This is a genomic window from Pseudomonas fluorescens (assembly GCF_902497875.1).
GTDB classification, from domain to species: Bacteria; Pseudomonadota; Gammaproteobacteria; order Pseudomonadales; family Pseudomonadaceae; genus Aquipseudomonas; species Aquipseudomonas fluorescens_BR.
Genome location: NZ_CABVHY010000016.1, coordinates 138,029 through 161,695 on the forward strand (window position 1 = coordinate 138,029; position 23,667 = coordinate 161,695).

Consider the following 23,667-nt stretch of genomic DNA (forward strand, 5'->3'; position numbering starts at 1 on the left):
ACCGCGGTTCTGGCAAAAAAATGGAGTCGTCTGGACTGCGACCGCTCCGCGGCCGAACGCAGGCTTCGCCAGCTGCTACGGGATTTGTGTCGCGCCAATTGTGGGCAACACGCCTTGCATTGGTGCAAAAACCCCCTCTCGGACAAATCTTTCAACCTCAACCCCCAATAAAACCGCACCTTCGCCAAACTTGGCACAACCACTGCATTACCTCTCTCAACAGACATAAAGCCCAGCCTTCAACGACGAAGGGTGCGCTTCCCGAGAGAACGGGATCAGGACAAAGGCGTCCTCGCTAGTTAACTAGCGGGACGCCTTTTTTTGTTTGCGCAAAATTTGTCGAGCCAGCCTGACCGCCCCGATGAGGCAGGCCTGAGCTCACCGGAGATCTTTATGAAAAAACTCAAACTGGTGATGATCGGCAACGGCATGGCCGGGGTTCGCACCCTGGAAGAGCTGCTCAAGCTGAGTAACGAGCTGTACGACATCACGGTCTTCGGCGCCGAACCCCATACCAACTACAACCGCATCCTGCTGTCGCCGGTACTGGCCGGTGAGCAGACGTTCGAAGAGATCGTGCTCAACGACCTGAGCTGGTATCAGGAAAACAACATCACGCTGCTGCTCAACCGCAAAGTGGTGAAGATCGACAGGGTCAAGCGCCGGGTAATCGCCGAAGACGGCACCGAGGCCGAATACGATCGCCTGTTGATCGCCACCGGCTCGACGCCGTTCATTCTGCCGATTCAGGGCAATACCTTGCAGGGCGTGATCGGCTACCGCGACATCGCCGACACCCAGGCGATGATCGACACCGCCAAGACCCACAAGCACGCAGTGGTCATCGGCGGCGGCCTGCTCGGTCTGGAAGCCGCCAACGGCCTGATGTTGCGTGGCATGCACGTGACCGTGGTGCACATCGGCGAATGGCTGCTGGAGCGGCAACTGGACAAAACCAGCGGCGAACTGCTGCAAAGCGCACTGGAAAGCCGCGGCCTGAACTTTCGCCTGTGTGAACAGACCCAGGCCTTGCACGACGCCGGCAATGGCCGGGTCGGCTCGGTGCAATTCAAGAACGGCGATGTCATCCCGGCCGACCTGGTGGTGATGGCCGCCGGCATCCGCCCGAACACCGAACTGGCGGAAAAATCCGGCATTCCCTGCAATCGCGGAATCCTGGTCAATGACACCCTGCAAACCTACGACCCACGCATCTATGCAATTGGCGAATGCGCCAGCCACCGCGGGATCGCCTACGGTCTGGTCGCGCCACTGTTCGAACAGGCCAAGGTCTGCGCCAACCACCTCGCACAATTGGGTTTTGCCACCTACAAGGGCTCGGTGACTTCGACCAAATTGAAAGTCACCGGCATCGACCTGTTCTCCACCGGCGACTTCATGGGTGGCGAAGGCACTGAAACCATCACCCTTTCCGACCCCATCGGCGGCGTCTACAAGAAGCTGGTGATCAAGGATGACGTGTTGGTCGGCGCCTGCCTGTACGGCGACACCGCCGACGGCGGCTGGTACTTCCGGCAGATCCGCGAGAACCACGGCATCGGCGAAATCCGCGACCACCTGATGTTTGGTGAAAACGCTCTAGGTGACGTAGGACACCAAGGCCAGGACAAAGCCATGAGCATGGCCGACACCGCTGAAGTCTGCGGCTGCAATGGCGTGTGCAAGGGCGCCATCGTCAAGGCGATTCAGGAACACGGCCTGTTCAGCGTCGACGACGTCAAGAAGCACACCAAGGCCGCCAGCTCCTGCGGTTCCTGCGCGGGCCTGGTGGAGCAGATACTGATCAACACCGTCGGCGGCGCGGCGGACGTCAAACCGAAAAGCGAAAAAGCCATCTGCGGTTGCAGTGACCTCAACCACGGGCAGATCCGCCAGGCGATTCGCGAACAGCATCTGCTGACCATCGCCGGGACCATGGGCTACCTGAACTGGCGTACCCCGAACGGCTGCGCCACCTGCCGCCCGGCGCTGAACTACTATCTGATTTCCACCTGGCCCGGCGAAGCCAAGGATGATCCGCAATCGCGCCTGATCAACGAACGGGCCCACGCCAACATCCAGAAAGATGGTACCTATTCGGTGGTCCCGCGGATGTGGGGCGGTGTTACCAACCCTTCCGAGTTGCGGCGCATCGCCGACGTGGCTGACAAGTACAACGTACCGATGGTCAAGGTCACCGGCGGCCAGCGCATCGACTTGCTGGGGATCAAGAAACAGGACCTGCCGGGTGTCTGGAAAGACCTCGACATGCCGTCCGGCCACGCCTACGGAAAATCCATCCGCACCGTGAAAACCTGCGTCGGCAGCGAGTTCTGCCGCTTCGGCACGCAGAATTCGACCCAACTGGGGATCGAGCTGGAACATGATCTGTTCAACATGTGGTCGCCGCACAAGGTCAAGCTGGCAGTCTCCGGTTGCCCACGCAACTGCTCGGAAGCCGGGATCAAGGACGTTGGCATCATCGGCGTGGACTCGGGTTGGGAGATGTACATCGGCGGCAACGGCGGGATCAAGACCGAAGTGGCGGAGTTCTTCGTCAAGCTCAAAACCGCCGAAGAGGTACGCGAGTACAACGGCGCCTTCCTGCAACTCTATCGCGAAGAAGCCTTCTACCTGGAGCGCACCGTGCACTACCTGCAGCGGGTCGGCATGGAGCACATCAAGAAAGCCGTGCTGGAAGATCCGCTACGACGCAAGGCCCTCAATGAGCGCCTGCAATTCTCCCTGTCGTTCGAACAGGACCCGTGGAAGGAGCGCCTGGAACAACCGCTGCTGAAGAAAGAGTTCGACACCATCGTGGTGAAACAGCTGGAGGTGCTGGCATGAACTGGCTGGATATCTGCGCCCTGGAAGAAATCAACGCCCTCGGCTCGCGGGTCATTCAAGGCCCGAAAGGCGATATCGCGATCTTTCGCACCAGTGATGACGAGGTTTTCGCGCTGGATGACCGCTGCCCGCACAAGGGCGGCCCGCTCTCTCAAGGTTTGATCTACGGCAAACGGGTCGCCTGCCCGCTGCACAACTGGCAGATCGATCTCGAATCCGGCGAAGCCCAGGCCCCGGACATCGGCTGCGCCCACCATCATCAGGCCCGAGTAGAAAATGGCCGGGTGATGCTGGCATTGCGGGACGCAGTCTGATGAACCGCCAGACGACCGCCTCGACCTGCTGTTACTGCGGGGTCGGTTGCGGTGTGTTGATCGAGCATGATGGCGAGCAGATCCTCGGCGTCAGCGGCGACCCCACGCACCCGGCCAACTTCGGCAAATTGTGCAGCAAAGGTGCGAGCCTGCACCTGACCGGCGACCTCACGGCACGGGCGCTGTACCCGGAGCTACGGCTCGGCAAAGGCCTGGCCCGCAGTCGCACCGATTGGGATACTGCGCTGGATCACGCGGTCAATGTATTTGCCGACACGATCGCCGAACACGGCCCGGACAGCGTGGCGTTCTACATTTCCGGGCAGCTGCTGACCGAGGACTATTACGCCTTCAACAAGCTGGCCCGGGCGCTGGTCGGCACCAACAACATCGACAGCAATTCACGCTTGTGCATGTCTTCGGCGGTGGTCGGCTACAAACGCAGCCTCGGTGCCGATGCCCCGCCATGCAGCTATGAAGACCTGGAACTGAGCGATTGCGTGATGATCGTCGGCAGCAACATGGCCTACGCCCACCCGGTGCTGTTTCGTCGCCTGGAAGAGGCCAAAAGCCGCCGACCACAGATGAAAGTCATCGTCATCGATCCACGGCGCACCGATACCTGTGAGCTCGCGGACCTGCATCTGGCGATTTTGCCCGGGACCGATGTCGCGCTGTTCCATGGGATTTTGCATCTGCTGCTGTGGGAAGACTGGATCGACCGTGACTTCATCAAGGCCCACACCGAAGGCCTGGCCGAGCTGAAAAACCTGGTCCGCGATTACACCCCACAGATGGTCGCGCAGCTATGCGGAATCAGCACCGAGCAACTGCAGCAATGCGCCGAGTGGATCGGTACCTCGCCCAGTTTCCTGTCGTTGTGGTGCATGGGGCTCAACCAGTCCACCGCCGGCAGCGCAAAAAACAGCGCGCTGATCAACCTGCACCTGGCCACCGGGCAAATCGGCAAGCCGGGCGCCGGACCGTTCTCCCTGACCGGCCAGCCAAATGCCATGGGCGGTCGCGAAACCGGCAGCCTGTCGAACCTGCTGCCGGGCCACCGCGAAGCCGCCAACCCTGAGCACCGGGCCGAAGTCGCCAGCTACTGGGGAGTCGAGCAACTGCCGGAAAACCCCGGACTGACTGCCATCGAGCTGTTCGAACAAGTGGGTAACGGCAAGATCAAAGCCCTGTGGATCGCCTGCACCAACCCGGCACAGTCCCTGCCGGATCAGAATGCAGTGCGCGAGGCGTTGCAGGCGTGCCCGTTCGTGGTGCTGCAGGAAGCCTTCCGTACCACTGAAACCGCGCCGTTCGCCGATTTGCTGCTGCCTGCTGCCAGCTGGGGCGAAAAGGAAGGCACAGTGACCAATTCGGAACGGCGTATTTCCCATGTCCGCCGCGCCATTGCCGCACCCGGCGAAGCGCGGGCGGACTGGGCCATCACCGTGGATTTCGCGCAACGCCTGGAACAACGTCTGCGCCCGGGACAATCCAGCCTGTTTGCTTTCAACGAACCGGCACAGGTCTTCGACGAATACAAAGAGCTGACCCGCGACCGTGACCTCGACCTGTCCGGCATCAGCCACGCCCTGCTCGACCGGATCGGCCCGCAACAATGGCCCTTCCCCGGCGGCGCGCTTGAGGGAACGCCTCGTCTGTACGTTGACGGGGTTTTCCCGACCGCCAGCGGCCGTGCCCGGTTTGTTGCCGATCCTTACCGCGCGGCCAAAGAGCAGCGCGACGCGCGCTTTCCGCTAACCCTGATCACCGGTCGACTGCGCGACCAATGGCATGGCATGAGCCGCACCGGCACCGCGGCGCAGCTGTTCGGTCACGTCAACGAAGCTGTATTGAGCCTGCACCCCGATGAATTGCGCCGGCACCGCCTGCAAGACGGTGATCTGGTCAGTCTCAAAAGCCGCCGCGGCGACCTGATCGTCGCGGTCGGTAGCGATGACAGCGTCCGTCCTGGCCAAGCCTTCCTGCCGATGCACTGGGGCGACCGCTTCCTCAAGGGTGGCATCAATACCATCACGCAACCGGCATTCGACCCGCTGTCGAAACAACCGGAACTCAAACACAGCGGCGTGCGCATCGAACCGGTGCAACTGCCCTGGCAGCTGTTTGCCTTGATCGAAGGTAATGTGCAGGCGCATTTCGAAGCCCTGCGACCGCTCTGTGAGGCCTTTACTTACGTCAGCCTCAGCCTGACTGGCCGCGAGCGTCCGGCGCTGCTGATACGGGCTGCCAGCGCCGTCGCCCCCGACCCGCAGTTGCTCAGGGACATCGATCAACAGCTGGGGCTTAACGAAGGACCAGTACTGGCCTATGACGACCCACGGCGCTCCATTGGCAAGCGAGTGCGGATCGAGAGCGGACGCATCACCGCCATCCGCCTGGCCGGTGAAACCCTCGCCCGGCATTGGCTGCAAAGCCTGTGGCTCGAGGGCACAGCCGACGAACAATTGCGCCGCTGGCTGCTGGCGCCGCTGAGCACCCCGCCGGGTAGCGCGACCAGCGACCCGTCCGCCAATAAGACCTTATGCAACTGCAAAAACGTCAGCCAAAACGCAGTCTGCGCCGGTATCCGCCGCGGCCTGGATCTCAATGGCTTGAAACAAGAACTGGGCTGCGGCACTCAATGCGGCTCCTGCGTACCGGAAATCAAGCGTCTGTTGGCCGCTACTGCCCAACCGATAGCCGTCACTTCGTGAGGAATAGAACATGAGCGCAAAAGTCTGGCTGGTGGGCGCAGGTCCTGGCGATCCCGAATTGCTGACCCTCAAAGCGGTGCGCGCCCTGGGCGAAGCCGATGTGGTGCTGATCGATGATCTGGTCAACGAGGCCGTCCTGGCCCATTGCCCACAGGCACGCATCATTGCCGTCGGCAAACGCGGCGGCTGTCGCTCCACGCCGCAGGAGTTCATTCATCGGCTGATGCTGCGTTATGCCCGCCAAGGCAAGTGCGTGGTGCGACTCAAGGGCGGTGACCCGTGCATTTTCGGACGTGGCGGTGAAGAAGCGCAATGGCTCAGGACCCACGGGATTGCAGTCGAAATGGTCAATGGCATCACCGCCGGCCTGGCCGGAGCGACGCAATGCAATATCCCGCTGACGTTGCGTGGCATCAGCCGTGGCGTAACCCTGGTAACCGCCCACACTCAAGACGACAGTAGCCTGAACTGGCAGGCCCTGGCCCAGGGCGGTACGACGCTGGTGATCTACATGGGCGTGGCCAAGCTCAGCGAAATTCGCGAGCAACTGCTGGCTGGTGGAATGGCGGCGGATACGCCGGTGGCGATGATCGAAAACGCTTCGCTGCCGCATCAACGGGAATGTCGGAGCGATCTGACCGCCATGCAGGAAGATGCCCTCGCCTTCCAGTTGAAAAGCCCGGCTATCCTGGTAATCGGCGCGGTGGCAGCTTGTGAAGACGTCAAAAAATCGCTGCCTGCGGCAGAGTGGTGCGTAGACGTGGCCCTGTAGGAACTGTCGAAAGCTGCGCCCCAACCACTGAAAAGATCGCAGGCTTCGCCAGCGCCTACACGGGATTTGCGGACACCCCGCCTAGCGTAGGAGCTGCCGCAGGCTGCGATCTTTTGATCCTGGCGCCAACCGCGACACCTCCATCGACCACTGAAAAGATCGCAGGCTTCGCCAGCGCCTACACGGGATTTGCGGCACCCCCGCCACCGTAGGAGCTGCCGCAGGCTGCGATCTTTTGATCCTGGCGTCAGCCGCAATACCTCCATCGACCGCTGAAAAGATCGCAGGCTGTGGCTGCTCCTACGGGGAAATGTGCGGATCAACCATCAAATCGCAGGCAAAGAAAAGCCCGGCCTAGGCCGGGCTTTTCAGAGCAGCGAGCTAATTACTTAGCGGCAGCTTCAACCTGCGCTTCTACGCGACGGTTTACAGCGCGGCCTGCGTCAGTTGCGTTGTCGGCAACTGGGCGGGTTTCGCCGTAGCCAACGGACTGAACGCGGGTCGATTCAACACCGTACTGGTTGGTCAGAACTTGCTTAACGGCGTTTGCACGACGCTCGGACAGTTTCTGGTTGTAAGCGTCAGGACCGACGGAGTCAGTGTGACCTTCAACAGTGGTGCTGGTCGATGGGTACTGTTTCATGAAGTCAGCGAGGTTTTTGATGTCGCCGTAGCTGTTAGGCTTGACTACCGACTTGTCGAAGTCGAATTTCACGTCCAGCTCAACACGAACAACTTCAGCAACTGCTGGGCAGCCATCAGCGTCAACAGTTACGTTGGCTGGGGTATCCGGGCACTTGTCGACGTTGTCGCACACGCCATCGTTGTCGCTGTCGGCACAGACTTCAGCAGGTGCTGGAGCTGGAGCTTCAGCAGGCTTGGAGCCGCCACCGAAGTTCACGCCGATACCGACGCTTGGAGCCCACTCGGTGTCGCCCTGGTCGATGTTGTACTGAGCTTCAACGCCAGCACGGGCGTAGAAGTTCTCGGTGAAGTACAGCTTGGCACCGCCGCCAACATTGGCGAAGGTGGAACGGTTACGACCGTTGCTGCCGTTCTGGTCGATGCTCTGATCCGAGAAACCGGCGGAGACGTAAGGACGGATCATGTCGCCTGGGTTGTTGAAGTGGTACAGAGCGTCCAGAGCGGTGTTCGCGCCCTTGATGTTCTGACCATCATTGCTACGTACGTTGTGCACTTCGTCGTAGCCCAGACGCAGTTCAACGTCGTCGGTCAGGAAGTAGCCAACGGAACCGCCGAACAGGTTGCCGTCGTTCTTGAAGTTACGAGCGCTGTCGAACTGTTCCTTCTTAGCGAAGCCTTCGATTTCAACTGCGCCTTGGCCTTGTGCCAGAGCGCCGAACGAAGTGGCAGCAATAAGAGAACCAATGGCCAAGCCCAAGGTGTTTTTCAGTTTCATCCGTTAAATCCCCATCTGGTGATTGTGAAGCAGTCCCGCAAACCGGGGGACAACTCGGCGGCAAGTCTATCAGAACTTGCCTACACGTAAGAGATATTTGCGCTGAACTAAGTTTCAGCAACGCCTGCAAATTTCTCACGCAATTTATCTAGAGCGCGTTTGTAACGCATTTTTGTAGCACTCAAACCCATATGCATTATGTCTGCGATCTCCTGAAATTCCAGCTCTGCGACAAATCGTAGCACCAGAATTTCCCGGTCGATCGGGTTCACATACACTAACCAGCGATCAAGTCCACCCTTTTCCTCAGGTTTCGGCATCTTATCATCAGATGCTTCCTCGAGGGGGTCGAGACTCAAAGCGTCCATCAAGCGACGCTTGCGCCGTTCCTTCCGATACTGCGTGATGCACTCGTTGTACGTGATGCTATATAGCCATGTCTTGAACTTCGATTTGCCCTCGAAGTTCTTCAGGCCATACAACACCTTCAGCATCACCTCCTGACAGACATCATCTGCATCACGATCGTTCCCTAAATATCGCGCACAAACATTGAATAAGGTTCTCTGGTAGCGCCGCATCAACTCTTCATAGGCGCGTGTTACGTGAAATAGCTCCGTGTGCGAGCGCGCAACCAACTCCTCATCAGAGAGCTCGCGGGGGTCGTAGCGCATGGATAGCGATTGGGCTTTATTCAAAACGAGTCAGTGCCGACAGTCAGGTCAATGTCCGCCGCAACCCGCGTTAGCGGGCATTTTGCGGCGGCATACATTAGCAGGGTTTGCCGGGTTAGCGGCTACTCACATGCTGTTCCAGCATGATCCGATTGGAGAGAGAGACTAGCTCACCCTCATCGGTCAGCAATGTGGTTTTAACCGTGCCGATCTCTTCGATCTGCCCTTCGACCTCGCCAACACGCACTTGTTGCCCAACCTGATACAACTCACGCACATAAATTCCCGCAAGAATCTGACCGGCTATTTCCCTGCTTCCCAACCCCATGGCCAAGGCAACTGCCAGACCAACGGTTATCAATACGATGACAATCACATGGTTGAGCAGGTCGGTTTTGACCTCCAACTGGCTGATCGCCACTGAAATACTGATGATAATCACCAGGCCCTGGGCGATACGTCCCAGGCCTGCGGCGTAATCCAGCCCTACGCCCTCTGCTGCGCCCCGCACCAGCCCATTGGCCAGTTGCGCCAGCAATACCCCTACCAGCAACACCAGCGCGGCACCGAAGACCTTCGGTAAATACAGCGCCAGCATATCGAGCGTAGCCGAAACTCTTTCCAAGCCAAGGGATTCTGCAGCAGAAACCAGAAAAATAAGCAAAACGAACCAATATACAATCTTGCCGATCAGGGTCGAGATCGGCACCTGCAGGCCCGCTCGGGACAGAAGCTTGGTCAAACCGGTACCGCCCATCAGGCGATCAAGGCCCAGTTTTGCCAGTAATTTGGAGAGCAAGGTGTCGAGCAGCTTGGCCACGACAAACCCCAACAGCAACACCACCAATGCGCCAAACAGGTTGGGGATGAAATTCGCTACCTTGGTCCACAATGCAGTCATCGCAGTGACGAGGCTCTGAGTCCAGAGATCAAGTTCCATATTCAATCAGCCTTATCAGCAGTGCGGGCAGTAGATTTACGACGGGAAACCGGTGAGACATGCGCCGAGCCGTTATTGAGGGCAATCATCAACGCGGGCAGCCAGTGCCCCAGCAAGGTGAACAGATCACCTGCACCTACCTGACGATTAGCGGTTTTCAATACGCGGCCCAGGCAGGCATCGTCGTCGCGGGTGGACGGCGTCGCCTGGAGCATGTCACGCAAAGACTGTTCGAACGGATCGTGCATACGCACCTCTCGAGATGTCTGTGAAAGACGCGATGAAAATTCTTCGGGTCACATGGCAAACCATCAGACCCAGCGCAAACGGCGGAATAACCACCACTGCCCCAGAGCCACCGAGATCATCATCAGGCAGGCTACGAGGAACCCGTAAGGACTCTCGGAGAAGGGAATACCGCCGACATTTATACCCAGCAAACCGGTCAGGAAACTCATCGGCAGAAAGATCCCGGTGATGATGCCGAAGCGGTACATCGTGCGATTCATCCGCACGCTCAAACGCCGGTCCTCGGCCTCCAGCACAAGCCCCACGCGCTCTCTGGTCAATTCCAGCTCTTCCAGATAGCGCGTCAGGCTGTTGTTCAATTCATTCCAGTAGTCGCCATCGTCTTCGACGAACCAGGGTAATTTGGTCCGCGTCAGCTGACCGAAAATATCCCGTTGCGGAGCCAGGAATCGTTTCAGCCCGGCTGCTCTGCGACGGATCTGCAAAACGGCGCCATGCTCCGGAGTATACCGTTCGTCGGTATCGAGCTTTTCTTCTTCCGCGTCGACGATTTCCGAGAGGTCGCTGACCAGATGCTGGACCTTGTTGGTCAGGTACTGGGCCATATAAAGGATCAGTTCCGAGGCGGTTTTCGGCCCTTTGCCTTCGCCGAGCTGCACCAGCAGCTCATCGGTGGCCCGCAGTGGCCGCAAACGCAGGGAAATCACCCGCTGGGCGGAACCGAAAATCCGTACCGAGACCATGTCTTCCGGTTCGGCCCCGGGATTGAGGTTGATTCCGCGCAAAAACAGCAGCAGCTCGCTGTCCGGCAACGGCAGCAGCCGTGGCCGGGTATTTTCTTCAAGCAGCAGGTCGCAGCTGAATTCGCTCAGGCCGCTGTATTTACGCAGCCAGGTCTGGGTTTGCGGGTGACTGCGATCCCAATGCAGCCATAGACTCTCGCAGGGCTGCAGTTGCAGGTCATCCAGTTCAGTCCGGGCAATCGAACGCGCACCGCCTTTACCATCCAGCACCAGGGCGTGAACCAGCCCCCACTGCGCGTTTTCTTCCTCGAACATCCTTACCCCTTTGCTTTGTCGAACGCTTTATTCAGGCATCTTCAGCAGGCTTGGCGAAATGATCACGCCGTTATTGTCCGCATAGAGGTACTCGCCTGGACGAAAGGTCACGCCAGCAAAGGTCACGGCAATGTTGAGATCACCAATACCGCGCTTGTCAGTTTTCATCGGGTGGCTGGCCAGGGCCTGGACACCCAGGTCGGTTTGCGCGATGACGTCGACATCGCGGATGCAACCGTAGATCACCAGCCCTTCCCATCCGTTTTTGGCGGCTTTCTCGGCCAGCATGTCGCCCAGCAGCGCCCGGCGCAGCGAACCACCACCATCGACCACCAGTACCTTGCCGTTCCCTTTGAGTTCGACCTGCTCCTTGACCAGCGAGTTGTCTTCGAAGCACTTGATGGTCACGATTTCGCCGCCGAAGGAATCACGACCGCCAAAATTGCTGAACATCGGTTCGACCACCTGCACCAGGTCCGGGTAGGCGTCGCACAGGTCGGGAGTGAGGTAATGGTTCATCGAGAAACTCCTGTAAGGGAAAGCACACGATAGAAAGCGTCGAAAATCGCAGCGATTACGCTAATAAACGAATTCCGGCGCCGAATATTCAAGGTTCGAGCCTAGACTTCAACACCTATGCGGTCACCATCATAGACCAGATTGAGCATATTCAAGCCCGGACAGGACGGCTGCAAGGCGCGCCCGCTGGGCAGTTCGAACGCCATCCCGTGCCGCGCGCAACGCAATACATTGTCCACCACCGTGCCAGCGGATAACGGCGCGCCTCGATGGGGACAGCGGTCTTCGAGCAACAATGGCTGATTATCCAGCACCAGCAAGAGCACGCTACGTCCCTCGACCTGGAAGGTCTGGCGGTAGCCTTCTAGCAGATTGCTCAGACGCTCAAGCGGCACGAACATGAATGCTGACCCAGTAACCGAAAGTGACCAAAACAGCTCTATGCGTCATATCTTAGCCGTTAGTCGAGCAGAGCGAAACGCCCTTGTTAGAGCGTTCGGCTCAGACTGCTGCGGCCAGATTCGACTCTTGGGTCAGTAATGGTGTCTGCTGATCTTTCAACCAGCGCTCCACCAATGGCCAGACTTCCGTTTGGGCACTTTTGCTGACCAGCATCTCGACATGGCCAAAATTGTCGCTAAAACCCTGTTCACGCCCCAGGCACACGAACTGCTTGTGTTCACCGCCAAACTGATCGAAAAGTTTACGGCAGGCCCACGTCGGATCCTGATGATCGCCGGCGGCACTGACCGCCAACACCGGCACCTGAACCTCGGCCAGCCCCGCCCACCAATCCTTGTCGGCATCGCCGAAACGGCCGAACAGCCCGTACCAGCGCATGCCTTCCAGGGCCAGGCCAATCGGCTCGTCCTCGGGGCCGCGTTTGAACCTTGAACCGGATATCTGGGCAAAACGCTTCAAAATAAAGCGTCCGCTCCACTCCACCGGTGGAATTTTCAAGGGCCAGTAGGTGCGGCTGACCTGGGTGCCGAAAAACGCAGCGGACGCTACCGCGGGTTCGCCCAGATACTGGCCACCCAAGGCCGCCGCAAGGGTAATGCCACCCAGCGAATGCCCCAGCCAGTGAGGAATCTGGCCACTTTGCTCTCGAACGAAGGCGGCAATCGCCGGCAGATCGTAGCGGGCATAGTCGGCGACGCGGTTCTTGCGATAATTCTGATTGCGCCGAGACAAGCCGTGACCGCGCATCTCGGGAATCCACACATCAAAACCGGCGCGCGCCAGATAGGCACCCAGCCCAAGCCCCTTGGGTGAAAACCAGAAGCGCCGGTTGGAAAAACTGCCATGAAGCAGGACGACCGGAACACCGCGCACTTGTGGTCCATCGGCCATGCCCAGCCGGGTAACCGCCAGTTCCACGGTGCCATCCGGGCTGTTGCCCGGTTTCAAGCGATAGACGTCCTCACTCAGATCGCCACGACGTTCGGCGCTGATCAAGGCCACAGGAAATAGGTTGCTGCTGCTTTGCATAATGCTCTTGCACAAAAAAGGGCGGCATCCAGATGGAGCCCGCCCTACTTGAATCTAAAAGCGTCGGTCAGCCAGCGCTGACCGACACTTCATTCACACATCAGACCGGAGCCTGAGCTTCTGCCAGGAAGAACCAGGTTTCCAGTACGGAATCGGGGTTCAACGAAACACTTTCGATACCCTGCTCCATCAGCCATTTGGCCAGATCAGGGTGATCGGAAGGGCCCTGGCCGCAAATACCGATGTATTTGCCGGCCTTGTTGCACGCCGCAATGGCATTGGCCAACAGCTTCTTGACCGCCGGATTACGCTCGTCGAACAGGTGCGCGATGATCCCGGAGTCGCGATCCAGACCCAGGGTCAGCTGGGTCAGGTCGTTGGAACCGATGGAGAAACCGTCGAAGAACTCGAGGAACTCTTCGGCCAGGATGGCGTTGGACGGCAATTCGCACATCATGATGATGCGCAGGCCATTTTCGCCCCGCTTAAGACCGTTCTCGGCCAACAGGTCGATGACCTGGCTGGCTTCGCCCAGGGTACGGACGAACGGCACCATGATTTCGACGTTGGTCAGGCCCATCTCGTTGCGCACACGCTTCAGCGCGCGGCACTCGAGCTCGAAGCAGTCACGGAACGATTCGCTGATGTAACGCGAAGCACCACGGAAACCCAGCATCGGGTTTTCTTCTTCCGGCTCGTAGAGTTTGCCGCCGATCAGGTTCGCGTATTCGTTGGACTTGAAATCCGACAGACGCACGATGACCTTTTTCGGGGTGAACGCTGCAGCCAGGGTGCTGATGCCCTCGACCAGCTTCTCGACATAGAAACCGACCGGATCGTCATAGCCAGCGATGCGCTTGTCGACGCTGTCCTTGATGTCCTGCGGCAGCCCGGCGTAATTGAGCAGCGCCTTGGGGTGCACGCCGATCATGCGGTTGATGATGAATTCCAGACGGGCCAGGCCTACACCGGCGTTCGGCAGCTGCGCGAAGTCGAAGGCACGGTCCGGGTTACCGACGTTCATCATGATCTTGAACGGCAGATCTGGCATGGCGTCGACGGAGTTCTTCTTGATATCGAAGCCCAGTTCGCCTTCGAAGATGTAACCGGTGTCGCCTTCAGCGCAAGACACGGTAACGCCCTGGCCGTCTTTCAACAGTTCGGTGGCGTTGCCGCAACCCACGACGGCCGGGATCCCCAGTTCGCGAGCGATGATCGCCGCGTGGCAGGTACGCCCGCCACGGTTGGTGACGATGGCGCTGGCGCGCTTCATGACCGGTTCCCAGTCCGGGTCGGTCATGTCGGACACCAGTACGTCGCCCGGTTGGACCTTGTCCATCTCGGAGACGTCTTTGATGATCCGCACCTTGCCGGCGCCAATGCGCTGGCCAATGGCACGGCCTTCCACCAGCACGGTACCGGTTTCCTTGAGCAGGTAACGCTCCATGACATTGGCCGAGGTGCGGCTCTTCACGGTTTCAGGACGCGCTTGAACGATATACAGCTTGCCGTCGTCGCCGTCTTTGGCCCATTCGATGTCCATCGGGCACTTGTAGTGCTTCTCGATGATCATCGCTTGCTTGGCCAGTTCGTTGACTTCGGCGTCGCTGAGGCAGAAACGTGCACGATCGGCCTTGTCGACATCGATGGTCTTGACCGACTTGCCGGCCGTGGCCACTTCGCCGTAGATCATCTTGATGGCTTTGCTGCCCAGGTTGCGGCGCAAAATAGCCGGACGACCGGCGGCCAGGGTCTGCTTGTGGACATAGAACTCGTCCGGGTTCACCGAGCCTTGTACGACGGTTTCACCCAGGCCGTAGGCACCGGTGATGAACACCACGTCACGGAAACCCGATTCGGTGTCGAGGGTGAACATGACGCCGGCAGTACCGGTTTCCGAGCGCACCATGCGCTGCACACCGGCAGACAAGGCCACCAGCTTGTGGTCGAAACCCTGGTGGACGCGGTAGGAAATGGCGCGGTCGTTGAACAACGAAGCGAACACTTCCTTGGCGGCGCGAATGACGTTCTCGACACCACGGATGTTCAGGAAGGTTTCTTGCTGACCGGCGAAGGATGCGTCGGGCAAGTCTTCGGCTGTGGCCGAAGAGCGCACGGCGACGGCCATGTCAGGGTTGCCGGCCGACAGCGTGGCGAACGCGGTGCGGATCTCGGCGTTGAGTTTTTCGGGGAATTCGGCATCCATGATCCATTGACGGATCTGCGCGCCGGTTTTCGCCAGGGCGTTCACGTCTTCGATGTCCAGCGCATCGAGTGCGGCGTGGATCTGATCGTTCAGACCGCTTAGTTCAAGGAAGTCACGGTAAGCCTGAGCCGTTGTAGCAAAGCCACCAGGAACCGATACACCGGCCCCTGCAAGGTTACTGATCATCTCGCCCAGGGATGCGTTCTTGCCCCCCACATGCTCTACATCATGGACGCCGAGCTTATCGAGGGAAACTACGTACTCTACCAAGGTGATCTCTCCACTAACTGTGTTGGAAAAGCTCAGGACGCCGGCGGCTCAGAGGAGCATTTGCCAGCGTTATGGCCTGGACCTGGAAAATAAGTGAGAATGCAGGCCATTCGAGGCCGGCAAACCGCGCCTATCATATCCAAGAATTGTCACTAGCTTAAGGCCCAAGGCGCAAATGAAACGATCCGCTTTCTTTATCTCCGATGGCACGGGCATTACAGCCGAGACGCTTGGTCAAAGCCTGTTGGCGCAATTCGAGAATATTACCTTCAGCAAAGTCATTCGGCCGTACATCGACAACGTGGATAAAGCGCGGGCCATGGTACAACAAATCAACAATGCCGCCGAAAAGGACGGATTCCGGCCGATAATATTCGACACCATTGTCAATCAGGACATCCGTGAGATCCTCGCAACGTCAAATGGTTTCATGATCGACATTTTCTCGACCTTCCTCGCGCCCCTGGAGCAGGAATTGCGCGAGCATTCGTCGTATTCGGTCGGCAAGTCCCACTCAATTGGCCACAACTCCAATTATATGGAGCGGATCGAGGCGGTGAACTTCGCCCTCGACAACGACGACGGCGCCCGCACGCACTATTACGATAAGGCCGATCTGATTCTGGTAGGTGTTTCGCGCTGCGGCAAGACCCCTACCTGTCTGTACATGGCCATGCAATTCGGTATCCGCGCGGCCAACTACCCGCTGACCGAAGACGATATGGAGCGCCTGCAGCTGCCCACCGCCCTGCGCGCCCACCAGCACAAGCTGTTTGGCCTGACCATCGACCCGGACCGCCTCACCGCGATTCGCAACGAGCGCAAGCCCAACAGCCGCTATTCGAGCTATGCCCAGTGCGAGTTCGAGGTCCGGGAAGTGGAGAACCTGTTCCGCCGGGAAAACATCGCGCACATCAATTCCACGCATTTTTCGGTGGAAGAGATTTCAGCGAAGATTCTGGTGGAGAAAGGTGTGGAGCGGCGATTCAAGTAATTTGTTTTGCCTGTCCGACCGCTATCGCGAGCAAGCTCGCTCCCACAGGGTTTGCGCATAACCTGTGGGTACTGGCGTGAGGCAATCACAAACTAAACCGCCCTGCGCCCTGCCCCAAGGCCGCGGCAAGCGCCTCAAATCCTTCGCGCAGCATTTGATCATCGCCCGACGTATTGCAGATACTCGCCCGAATGAACTGCGGTACCGCCGCATGCCCCACCGCGAAGGCTTCAGCCGTCGAGACCAGGTAATTGCTTTGCTTGAGTTCCGCTTCGATTTCCGAGGCGCGCCATGGCTCCGGGACCTCGATCCAGAAGTGCGGACTGTTCAAATGCGTCTTGTAGGCAAGCCCGGCCAGCAGATCCTCGACCAATGCCTTGCGACGCCCCATCTCGATAATCTGCTGCTGCAACAAGTGGGCGGCCGTTCCGTTTTCTATCCAGGCGGTTGCAAGCTCCAGGGTCAGCGGTGTCGCCATCCAGCAGGTGGACCTCAAGGCCGCCGCCAGCCGACTCATCAATGCCTGCGGTGCATGCAGGTAACCCACGCGTAAACCCGCCGAAACTGCCTTGCTCAAGCTACTGATGAGAATCGTGCGTTCCGGCGCGAAGTAACTGAGGGGCGGCAGACGGTCTTCAACCAACACGCCGTGGGCTTCGTCTTCCAGGACCAGCAGGTTATGCTCGCGACAAACCCTGGCCACCGCCTCTCGACGCGCAACCGAAAGCACGGCGGTCGTCGGGTTCTGAATCGTTGGTGTGCAGTAAAGGGCTGAAACCCGGTGCGTGCGGCACACCTCTTCGAGCGCCGAGGGCAGTAAACCTTCGTCGTCCATATCCAGGCCAATCAACCGAATGCCCAGCATGCGGGCCGCAGTGATCAACCCCGGGTAGGTCAGTTGCTCGGTGACGACCGTATCCCCTGGGCGTAACAACGCCATCAGCGCACACAGCAAGCCGTGCTGGCCACCGTTGACGCAGATCACCTGATCGGCGCTCGGGGAAAACTCACTCTGCTTCAACCAGTGCGCGCCAGCGGCACGATAGCGCGGCAATCCCGCGTCCGGGGTATAGAGACTGATGTCTTGCAGCACCTTGGGGTTGTTGGCCAAGGCTTGAAGACTCTGTGCCAAAAAGGCGGTTTCCTGACCGGGAATGTGGGTGTTGCGGCTCATGTCGAAATACTGCCGGGGTTCCTCGCTGACATTGCGAAAGCCCTCATCGCGTTTGCGCTCCAGCCCACGCTTGCGAACAAAGGTGCCATCACCGACCCGCGCCACCACCAACCCGAGCTTCTCCAACTCACCGTACGCGCGGCTGATGGTGCCAATGGTCACGCCGAGATTGTCCGCCAGCGTCCTGTGGGGGGGAAGCTTGCAGCCGGGCTCGATCAGGCCATCGAGGATCCCCGTTTCTATGGCGTCGGACAGTCGCTTGTACTTCACGCCCTGCCCGTTCGAAAGCCCCTCTCGAACAATTGACACCATGTCAATATTTGTTTTGACAGCCATCATTCGCCCTAATAGTGTGGTTTAAACAGGTTCAATTATTGGATGAAGCCTTCAATATAGAGGTCAATTCCATCTCATGGAAGAAATGTCGCCATGCCAATGTCCGCCGTCATCGAAAATAGTGAAAAGACTCAAAAACAGTGGCTGGCGGGTGCCATCACCAGTGTGCTGTTCCTGATTGTGTGCCTGAGCTGGGGAACCACCTGGCTGGGCATCAAGATCGCCGTGGAAAGCGTGCCGCCGCTGACCTCCGCGGGGTTGCGCTTTCTGATCGCCTTTCCATTGTTCCTGTGCTTCGCCAAAGTGCGTCGCGAACCGGTGTTGTTCCCCAGGGAAAGCCGCTGGTTCTTTGTGTTTGTTACGCTGACCTACTTCAGCGTTCCCTACTACTTGCTCAACTACGGTGAAATGCACGTTTCTTCGGGGCTCACGGCGCTGCTGTTCAGCTGCATGCCGGTGTTCATCCTGATTTTTTCCGCGCTGTTTCTGCGCGAAAAAATCTACTTTTCCCAAGTCATCGGCATCGGCATCGGGTTTGGCAGCCTGTACATGATCATCCGCAGTCAGGGATTGCACCTGGACCATGCCGAGTTCCTGGGGGTCATTGCGATCCTCGCCGCGGCCGTGATGCACGCTCTGTGCTACGTGATCACCAAGCAGAAAGGCAGCGCCATCAGCGTCATCACCTACAACACCCTGCCCATCGGCATCGCCGGCCTGATGCTGTTCGTTGCCGGGTTGTACTTCGAAACGCCGATGTTCAGTGACATTACGCTGCGCTCCTGGAGTGCCCTGTTCTATCTCGGGCTGGTCGCTTCGGTCGGCGGCTTCATCGTCTACTTCATGCTGCTCAAGCGCCTGAGCCCGATCATCCTGTCCTTCGTATTCATTATTTTTCCGGTGTTCGCCGTGGTCATCGGTTCCTGGTACGAAGGCCAGCCGATCTCCAAAGACCTGATGATCTATTCGGCAGTTCTGTTGGCGGGGTTCGCAATCACCAAACTCCCGGTCGAAAAACTGCTGGCCAAAAAGAACTGATCCACCTGACTTCGCGAGAGAAACATGGACGGCCTCTGCACCCAAGCACTTGAGCAGATCTATCGACACGCCATCAGCACCTACCCCGACGAGTGCTGCGGGTTTGTGTTCAAAAATGGCAGCGTCTACATCGGCGAGAACATTCAGAACGAGCTGCACCGGCGCAACCCCGAGGTCTATCAGCGCACCGCAGCCGAGGGCTACACCTTCTCGGTGGCCGATACGTTAATGATGAACAAGAGCTTTCGCAGCGATAACCCCGTTACGGTCATCTATCACTCGCACCCCGATGTCGGTGCGTATTTCAGCCACGAGGACCAGGACAAGGCCCTGTTCATGGGCGAACCGATTTATCCGGTCAGCTACCTGGTCATCGATGTCCGTGACGGCACGGCATCCGGTTCCAAACTGTTCGAATGGAATGGTCAGAGTTTTATTTGCAGCCAGGCGTTTTCTTGAAACCACCACCGACCTACACACGGAGTTGCGCATGAACGCTGTCTCTTTCCCCGACATCCTGGCTCGCATCGCAAAATTGCCCGATTCGCAACTTGAAGGCAGCGGCACGACGTTGCGCGAAGTGCTCGAAAGCATCTGCACCGAGCACCCGCAACTGCGCGCGCACCTCCAATACGAGAACAATCAATTCAAGGAACATTTTCTGTTTACCGCCGATGGCGAGCTGATTGAACCCGATGATGCATTCCCCGCGGGCGGCACTATCGACGTCCTGCTCGCCACGTCCGGCGGCATCGATCAGGACCGCTTGAGCAATGAGGAAGTCCAGCGCTATGTGCGGCACATCACCCTGCCGGGCGTCGGCCGCGAAGGTCAGCTGAAGCTGAAAAACGCCAGGGTGCTGGTCATTGGCACCGGCGGCCTGGGCTCGCCGGTGTGCATGTACCTGGCCGCTGCCGGCATCGGCACACTGGGGCTGGTCGACTTCGACGTGGTGGAAAGCAGCAACCTGCAACGGCAAATCGTGCATGGCAAAAGCACCTTGGGCCTGCCCAAAGTCGAGTCGGCGAAAAGACGCCTGCAAGACCTCAACGAACATATCCAGATCAACGCACATAACACGGCGCTGAACACTGACAACGCCCTGGAACTGATCGGGCAGTACGACGTGGTCGTCGACGGTACCGATAACTTCTCGACGCGCTACCTGATCAACGATGCTTGCGTCGAACTGGGTAAGCCGTTGGTCTATGGGTCGATTTACCGTTTTGACGGGCAGATCAGTGTCCTCAACTATCGCGGCGGCCCCTGTTATCGCTGCCTGTTTCCGAAAAGCCCACCTGCGGAACTGGCGCCCAATTGCAGCGCCGGCGGAGTGATCGGTGTCCTGCCCGGCGTTGTCGGAATGATCCAGGCCACCGAAGCGATCAAGTTGATCATTGGCATCGGCGAACCTTTGGTCGGGCGCCTGATGTGTTTCGATGCGCTAGCGATGAATTTCTCTGAAATACGCTTCAAACGGCGAGCCGATTGCCCGTGCTGCTCGACCCTGCGCACCGGCCAGCTTGCCGAACAAACCGCCGTCAGCTGCGCCAGCGCGGTGCCGACAACGCCGACACTGGCCGAGGAACGCTACATAAAGCCGCGCCTGCTCAAGCAACTGCTGGAATGCAGGGGCCAGGCCCACATTTTGCTGGATGTTCGCGACGCCACCGAGCTGGAAGTCTGCCAATTGCCCGGCGTACTGCATATCCCGCTGGAAGATCTGGAAACCCGACTCGACTCCCTCGATCGCGACCATCACCACTACGTCATCTGTTACGCCGGCAAACGCGCCGAACGTGCCGCAAGCACCTTGCTCGCGGCAGGTTTCGCCAATACCCGGGTCCTTGAAGGCGGCATGCAACGCTGGGTTCGTGACGTCGAACCCGACATGCCTTTGTATTGACAGGTGGTGGCCATGAGCTCTTATCTGATGTTGCATAACTCGATCCTCGACGTCATCGGCCAAACGCCGATCGTGCGCCTGGAAAAACTCTCCACTGACCTCGGCGTCGAGGTCTTCGTCAAACTCGAATCGCTGAACCCCGGAGGCAGTCACAAAGCCCGCATCGCATTGGGCATGATCCTCGATGCCGAGCGCAAAGGCATTCTGGTGCGTGGCACACAACAGACCATCATCGAGCCCAGCGGTGGCAACACCGGGATCGGCCTGGTGATGGCGGGCAACGTGCTGGGCTACAAAGTGGTTTTGGTGATTCCGGACAACTACAGCCCGGAAAAACAAAAATTGCTGCGTCTGTATGGCGCCGAAGTGGTGCTGTCCGACAGTCGCCTGGGCAACAACTCCCATGGCCAGAAAGCCATGGAGCTGCAACTGGAGAATCCTCGCTACGTGATGCTCAATCAGCAGCGTAACGCGGCCAACCCCGAAACTCACCGCCAAGGCACCGCCCGGGAAATTGTCCGGGCATTTGCCGGCCGTCGGATAGACTATTTTGTCGGCGGAATCGGAACCGGCGGTCATATCACCGGCATCGGCGAAATACTCAAGGCGACCTGGCCTGCCATCCGCGTATTGGGCGTCGAACCCGAAGAATGCGACTTGCTCAATGACCAGCACGCGCCGCATCAGATCCAGGGGCTGTCGATCGGCATCGTGCCGAGCATCCTCAACCTCTCGGTACTGGACGGCATGCTCAAGGTTTCCAAGGATCAATGCCTGGAAATGATGCAACGGGTCATGCGCACCGATGCTATCAGCCTGGGGCTTTCATCGGCGGCCAACCTGGTGGCCATTGCCACCCTGGCCAAGGAAATGCCCGAGCACTCCACTGTCCTGACCATGGTCTACGACAGCGCGGACGCCTACCTGCCCTTATTCGAATAATCCAAATGCGGGGTGCCTCCATGGGGGGCTTCATTGATATGCAACAGCTGCACGATGAGTTGCTTGCGCACCTCATCAACACCCTGGAACCTGCTGATTTGCTGCAGCTGGACGGCCATTTGCACAGCTTGCTGCCCTGTGTGGCCGAGTGGCTCGCCGAGGACCTGATGGCCTTCGCCTCCCGCGACCCAGCATCGCAAGGTCGCGGCAACCTGATCCTGGAGTCGTACGCGTCCTTCAAGGCCGTTCTCTACTATCGCCTGGCTCATCAGGTGTTGAAGCTTGGCGGCGAAGAGGACCGCTACTTCCCCTGTATCGCGCAAAAACTCAGCAACCAGGGCAAGCTGCTTTCGGGCGCCGAGATCCACCCGGCCGCGCGGATCGGGCGCCGGTTTGTCCTTGATCATGGCTACGGCACGGTGATTGGCGAAACCTGCGAAATTGGCCACGACTGCTACATCCTGTGCGGCGTGACGCTGGGCGCGCGCGGAATTGCCAACAACCCCAATGGCAAACGCCACCCGCGCCTGGGCAACAATGTAGAGATCGGCGCGGGAGCCAGAATTCTTGGCTGCGTGACGATTGGCGACAATGTCTTCATCTCCCCGGCGTGCGTCATTACCCATGACGTACCGGCTGACACGAAGGTGAAGATCGTCAACCAGATCCAGCTGCAGAAATTTTCAGAGTCCGATCATGGCGGTTTCCTCGGCGCCTTCGCGCTCAACGAACGCTTGCACCTGGTCGGTGAAGTCAGCAACAGCCAGCACGTCACCCTACTGGATGCAGACTTTCAACCGCTGCGCAGTCTTGCGCTGGAAGTCACCGTCAAAGAGCGCAGCCACCTGCAGTTTCGGATTCTTCACAGCGAAGATGGGGGTTACCCACCGCGACTGCCACTGAACCTGCACGTCTGCGGCCCCAACCAGGACATTACCTTGATCGCCCCACCGGGCTTGAGCGCAATGGTCCGGCGCCTGATGCAAGCTCGTCCTCAATCTGTCGGAGGTTGAACATGTCAGTACACACGATGGAAACCCTGGCGCTTTACGATAACGCGCCCTACCAGAACGCTTTCGACGCGAGGATCGTGGCTGTCAGCGATCAGGGTATCGCCCTGGAGCACACGCTGTTTTATCCAACCGGTGGCGGCCAACCCGGGGACACCGGCCTGATCACCTTGCCCGACGGCACCAGCCTCAAGGTGACCGGCACGGTGCGCGACCCGCTCTTGCGTTCGATCATCTGGCATCAACTGGAGGCTTATCCCCCACAACTGCGAGCCGGCCTGAAGATCGACGCAAGCCTGGACTGGGAACGACGTTACCAGCACATGAGAATGCATACGTGCCTGCACCTGCTGTGCTCGATCATCGATGCTCCAGTCACCGGGTGCAGCATCAGTCATGACAAAGGCCGGCTGGATTTCGACCTGCCAGAAATGACCCTCGAAAAGGAACGCATCACCGAGCAACTGAACGCCCTCGTGGCTCAAGCCCTGGAGGTGAAACAGCTGTCCATGCCGGCGTCCGAGTACGCCACACTGCTGCAGATAACCCGCACTCAAGCCGTCGCGCCGCCGGTCATACAAGGCGCGGTCCGGGTCATCGAAATAAACGGCGTCGATATCCAGCCTTGCGGAGGTACCCACGTCATCAATACCGAAGAAATTGGCCGGGTCTTCTGCGAAAAAATCGAGAAAAAGAGCAAGCACAACCGGCGAGTGATTTTGCGTTTCGAATAAACCGCAAGATCAAAAGATCGCAGCCTGCGGCAGCTCCTACGGGGGTTGCGTGCAAC

The 23,667-nt window shown here is 58.8% G+C and carries 19 protein-coding genes and 1 pseudogene; 10 read left to right on the forward strand and 10 right to left on the reverse strand.

The annotated features are described in order from the left end of the window. The first annotated feature begins 393 nt into the window (after positions 1-393). Genes nirB through cobA form a run of 4 tightly spaced genes read left to right on the forward strand, consistent with a single transcriptional unit; the run spans position 394 to position 6,650 of the window. A complete protein-coding gene (gene nirB / locus F8N85_RS17690) occupies positions 394-2,847 on the forward strand; it encodes a nitrite reductase large subunit NirB (RefSeq protein ID WP_150804834.1) in 2,454 nt (817 codons plus the stop codon). Next, entirely contained in the window at positions 2,844-3,161 is a 318-nt protein-coding gene (nirD, locus tag F8N85_RS17695; protein ID WP_150804835.1) for a nitrite reductase small subunit NirD, read from the forward strand. Before nirB ends, nirD begins: the two co-directional genes overlap by 4 nt. Beyond that, positions 3,161-5,878: a nitrate reductase gene (locus tag F8N85_RS17700; RefSeq protein ID WP_150804836.1), complete on the forward strand. Its 2,718-nt coding sequence runs from the start codon at positions 3,161-3,163 to the stop codon at positions 5,876-5,878. The genes nirD and F8N85_RS17700 overlap by 1 nt, the downstream gene beginning before the upstream one ends. A gap of 10 nt (positions 5,879-5,888) precedes the next feature. Then, the gene (cobA, locus tag F8N85_RS17705) at positions 5,889-6,650 is read left to right on the forward strand and encodes a uroporphyrinogen-III C-methyltransferase (protein ID WP_150804837.1); all 762 of its coding nucleotides are present in this window, start codon (positions 5,889-5,891) and stop codon (positions 6,648-6,650) included. 385 nt (positions 6,651-7,035) lie between these two features. Here cobA and F8N85_RS17710 read toward each other — a convergent pair whose 3' ends face one another. The 9 genes from F8N85_RS17710 to ppsA all read right to left on the reverse strand — a co-directional run bounded on the left by F8N85_RS17710 (position 7,036) and on the right by ppsA (position 15,477). Next, complete coding sequence (locus F8N85_RS17710; protein WP_150804838.1) at positions 7,036-8,070, reverse strand: OmpA family protein; 1,035 nt, start codon at positions 8,068-8,070, stop codon at positions 7,036-7,038. Between the two features lie 107 nt (positions 8,071-8,177). Continuing rightward, on the reverse strand, positions 8,178-8,768 hold the full coding sequence (gene sigX / locus F8N85_RS17715) for an RNA polymerase sigma factor SigX (RefSeq protein ID WP_150804839.1): 591 nt from the start codon (positions 8,766-8,768) through the stop codon (positions 8,178-8,180). A gap of 91 nt (positions 8,769-8,859) precedes the next feature. Then, on the reverse strand, positions 8,860-9,684 hold the full coding sequence (locus F8N85_RS17720) for a mechanosensitive ion channel family protein (RefSeq protein ID WP_150804840.1): 825 nt from the start codon (positions 9,682-9,684) through the stop codon (positions 8,860-8,862). A gap of 2 nt (positions 9,685-9,686) precedes the next feature. Continuing rightward, positions 9,687-9,932 carry a CrfX protein gene (locus F8N85_RS17725; protein ID WP_150804841.1) on the reverse strand — a complete coding sequence of 82 codons (246 nt, stop codon included), beginning with the start codon at positions 9,930-9,932 and terminating at the stop codon, positions 9,687-9,689. Between the two features lie 63 nt (positions 9,933-9,995). Next, complete coding sequence (locus F8N85_RS17730) at positions 9,996-10,991, reverse strand: zinc transporter ZntB (protein ID WP_150804842.1); 996 nt, start codon at positions 10,989-10,991, stop codon at positions 9,996-9,998. A 27-nt stretch (positions 10,992-11,018) separates the two neighbouring features. Next, positions 11,019-11,510, reverse strand: a complete 492-nt coding sequence (gene rraA, locus F8N85_RS17735; protein WP_150804843.1) for a ribonuclease E activity regulator RraA — start codon at positions 11,508-11,510, stop codon at positions 11,019-11,021. Between the two features lie 101 nt (positions 11,511-11,611). Beyond that, positions 11,612-11,911 (reverse strand): Rieske (2Fe-2S) protein, encoded by a 300-nt coding sequence (locus F8N85_RS17740; protein ID WP_150804844.1) that lies wholly within the window; start codon positions 11,909-11,911, stop codon positions 11,612-11,614. A gap of 100 nt (positions 11,912-12,011) precedes the next feature. Then, positions 12,012-13,001, reverse strand: a complete 990-nt coding sequence (locus tag F8N85_RS17745) for an alpha/beta fold hydrolase (protein WP_150804845.1) — start codon at positions 12,999-13,001, stop codon at positions 12,012-12,014. Between the two features lie 100 nt (positions 13,002-13,101). Next, positions 13,102-15,477 (reverse strand): phosphoenolpyruvate synthase, encoded by a 2,376-nt coding sequence (ppsA, locus tag F8N85_RS17750; RefSeq protein WP_150804846.1) that lies wholly within the window; start codon positions 15,475-15,477, stop codon positions 13,102-13,104. A gap of 175 nt (positions 15,478-15,652) precedes the next feature. Here ppsA and F8N85_RS17755 point away from each other — a divergent pair, with 175 nt between their 5' ends. After that, positions 15,653-16,471, forward strand: a complete 819-nt coding sequence (locus tag F8N85_RS17755; protein WP_150804847.1) for a pyruvate, water dikinase regulatory protein — start codon at positions 15,653-15,655, stop codon at positions 16,469-16,471. An 85-nt stretch (positions 16,472-16,556) separates the two neighbouring features. Here F8N85_RS17755 and F8N85_RS17760 read toward each other — a convergent pair whose 3' ends face one another. After that, positions 16,557-17,981, reverse strand: coding sequence for a PLP-dependent aminotransferase family protein (locus tag F8N85_RS17760; RefSeq protein ID WP_150804848.1), 1,425 nt, complete (start codon positions 17,979-17,981; stop codon positions 16,557-16,559). A 99-nt stretch (positions 17,982-18,080) separates the two neighbouring features. Between F8N85_RS17760 and F8N85_RS17765 the strand changes: the two genes are divergently transcribed. The 5 genes and pseudogenes from F8N85_RS17765 (at position 18,081) to F8N85_RS17785 (ending at position 23,611) form a co-directional block, all read left to right on the forward strand. Further along, positions 18,081-19,019 carry a DMT family transporter gene (locus F8N85_RS17765; RefSeq protein ID WP_150804859.1) on the forward strand — a complete coding sequence of 313 codons (939 nt, stop codon included), beginning with the start codon at positions 18,081-18,083 and terminating at the stop codon, positions 19,017-19,019. Positions 19,020-19,043: 24 nt separating this feature from the next. Further along, positions 19,044-20,925: pseudogene (gene moeB / locus F8N85_RS17770) on the forward strand (molybdopterin-synthase adenylyltransferase MoeB). 27 nt (positions 20,926-20,952) lie between these two features. Further along, on the forward strand, positions 20,953-21,867 hold the full coding sequence (locus tag F8N85_RS17775) for a PLP-dependent cysteine synthase family protein (protein ID WP_150804860.1): 915 nt from the start codon (positions 20,953-20,955) through the stop codon (positions 21,865-21,867). 20 nt (positions 21,868-21,887) lie between these two features. Further along, positions 21,888-22,880, forward strand: a complete 993-nt coding sequence (locus tag F8N85_RS17780) for a serine O-acetyltransferase (RefSeq protein WP_150804849.1) — start codon at positions 21,888-21,890, stop codon at positions 22,878-22,880. Between the two features lie 2 nt (positions 22,881-22,882). Further along, entirely contained in the window at positions 22,883-23,611 is a 729-nt protein-coding gene (locus tag F8N85_RS17785) for an alanyl-tRNA editing protein (RefSeq protein WP_150804850.1), read from the forward strand. The last annotated feature ends 56 nt before the right edge of the window (positions 23,612-23,667 follow it).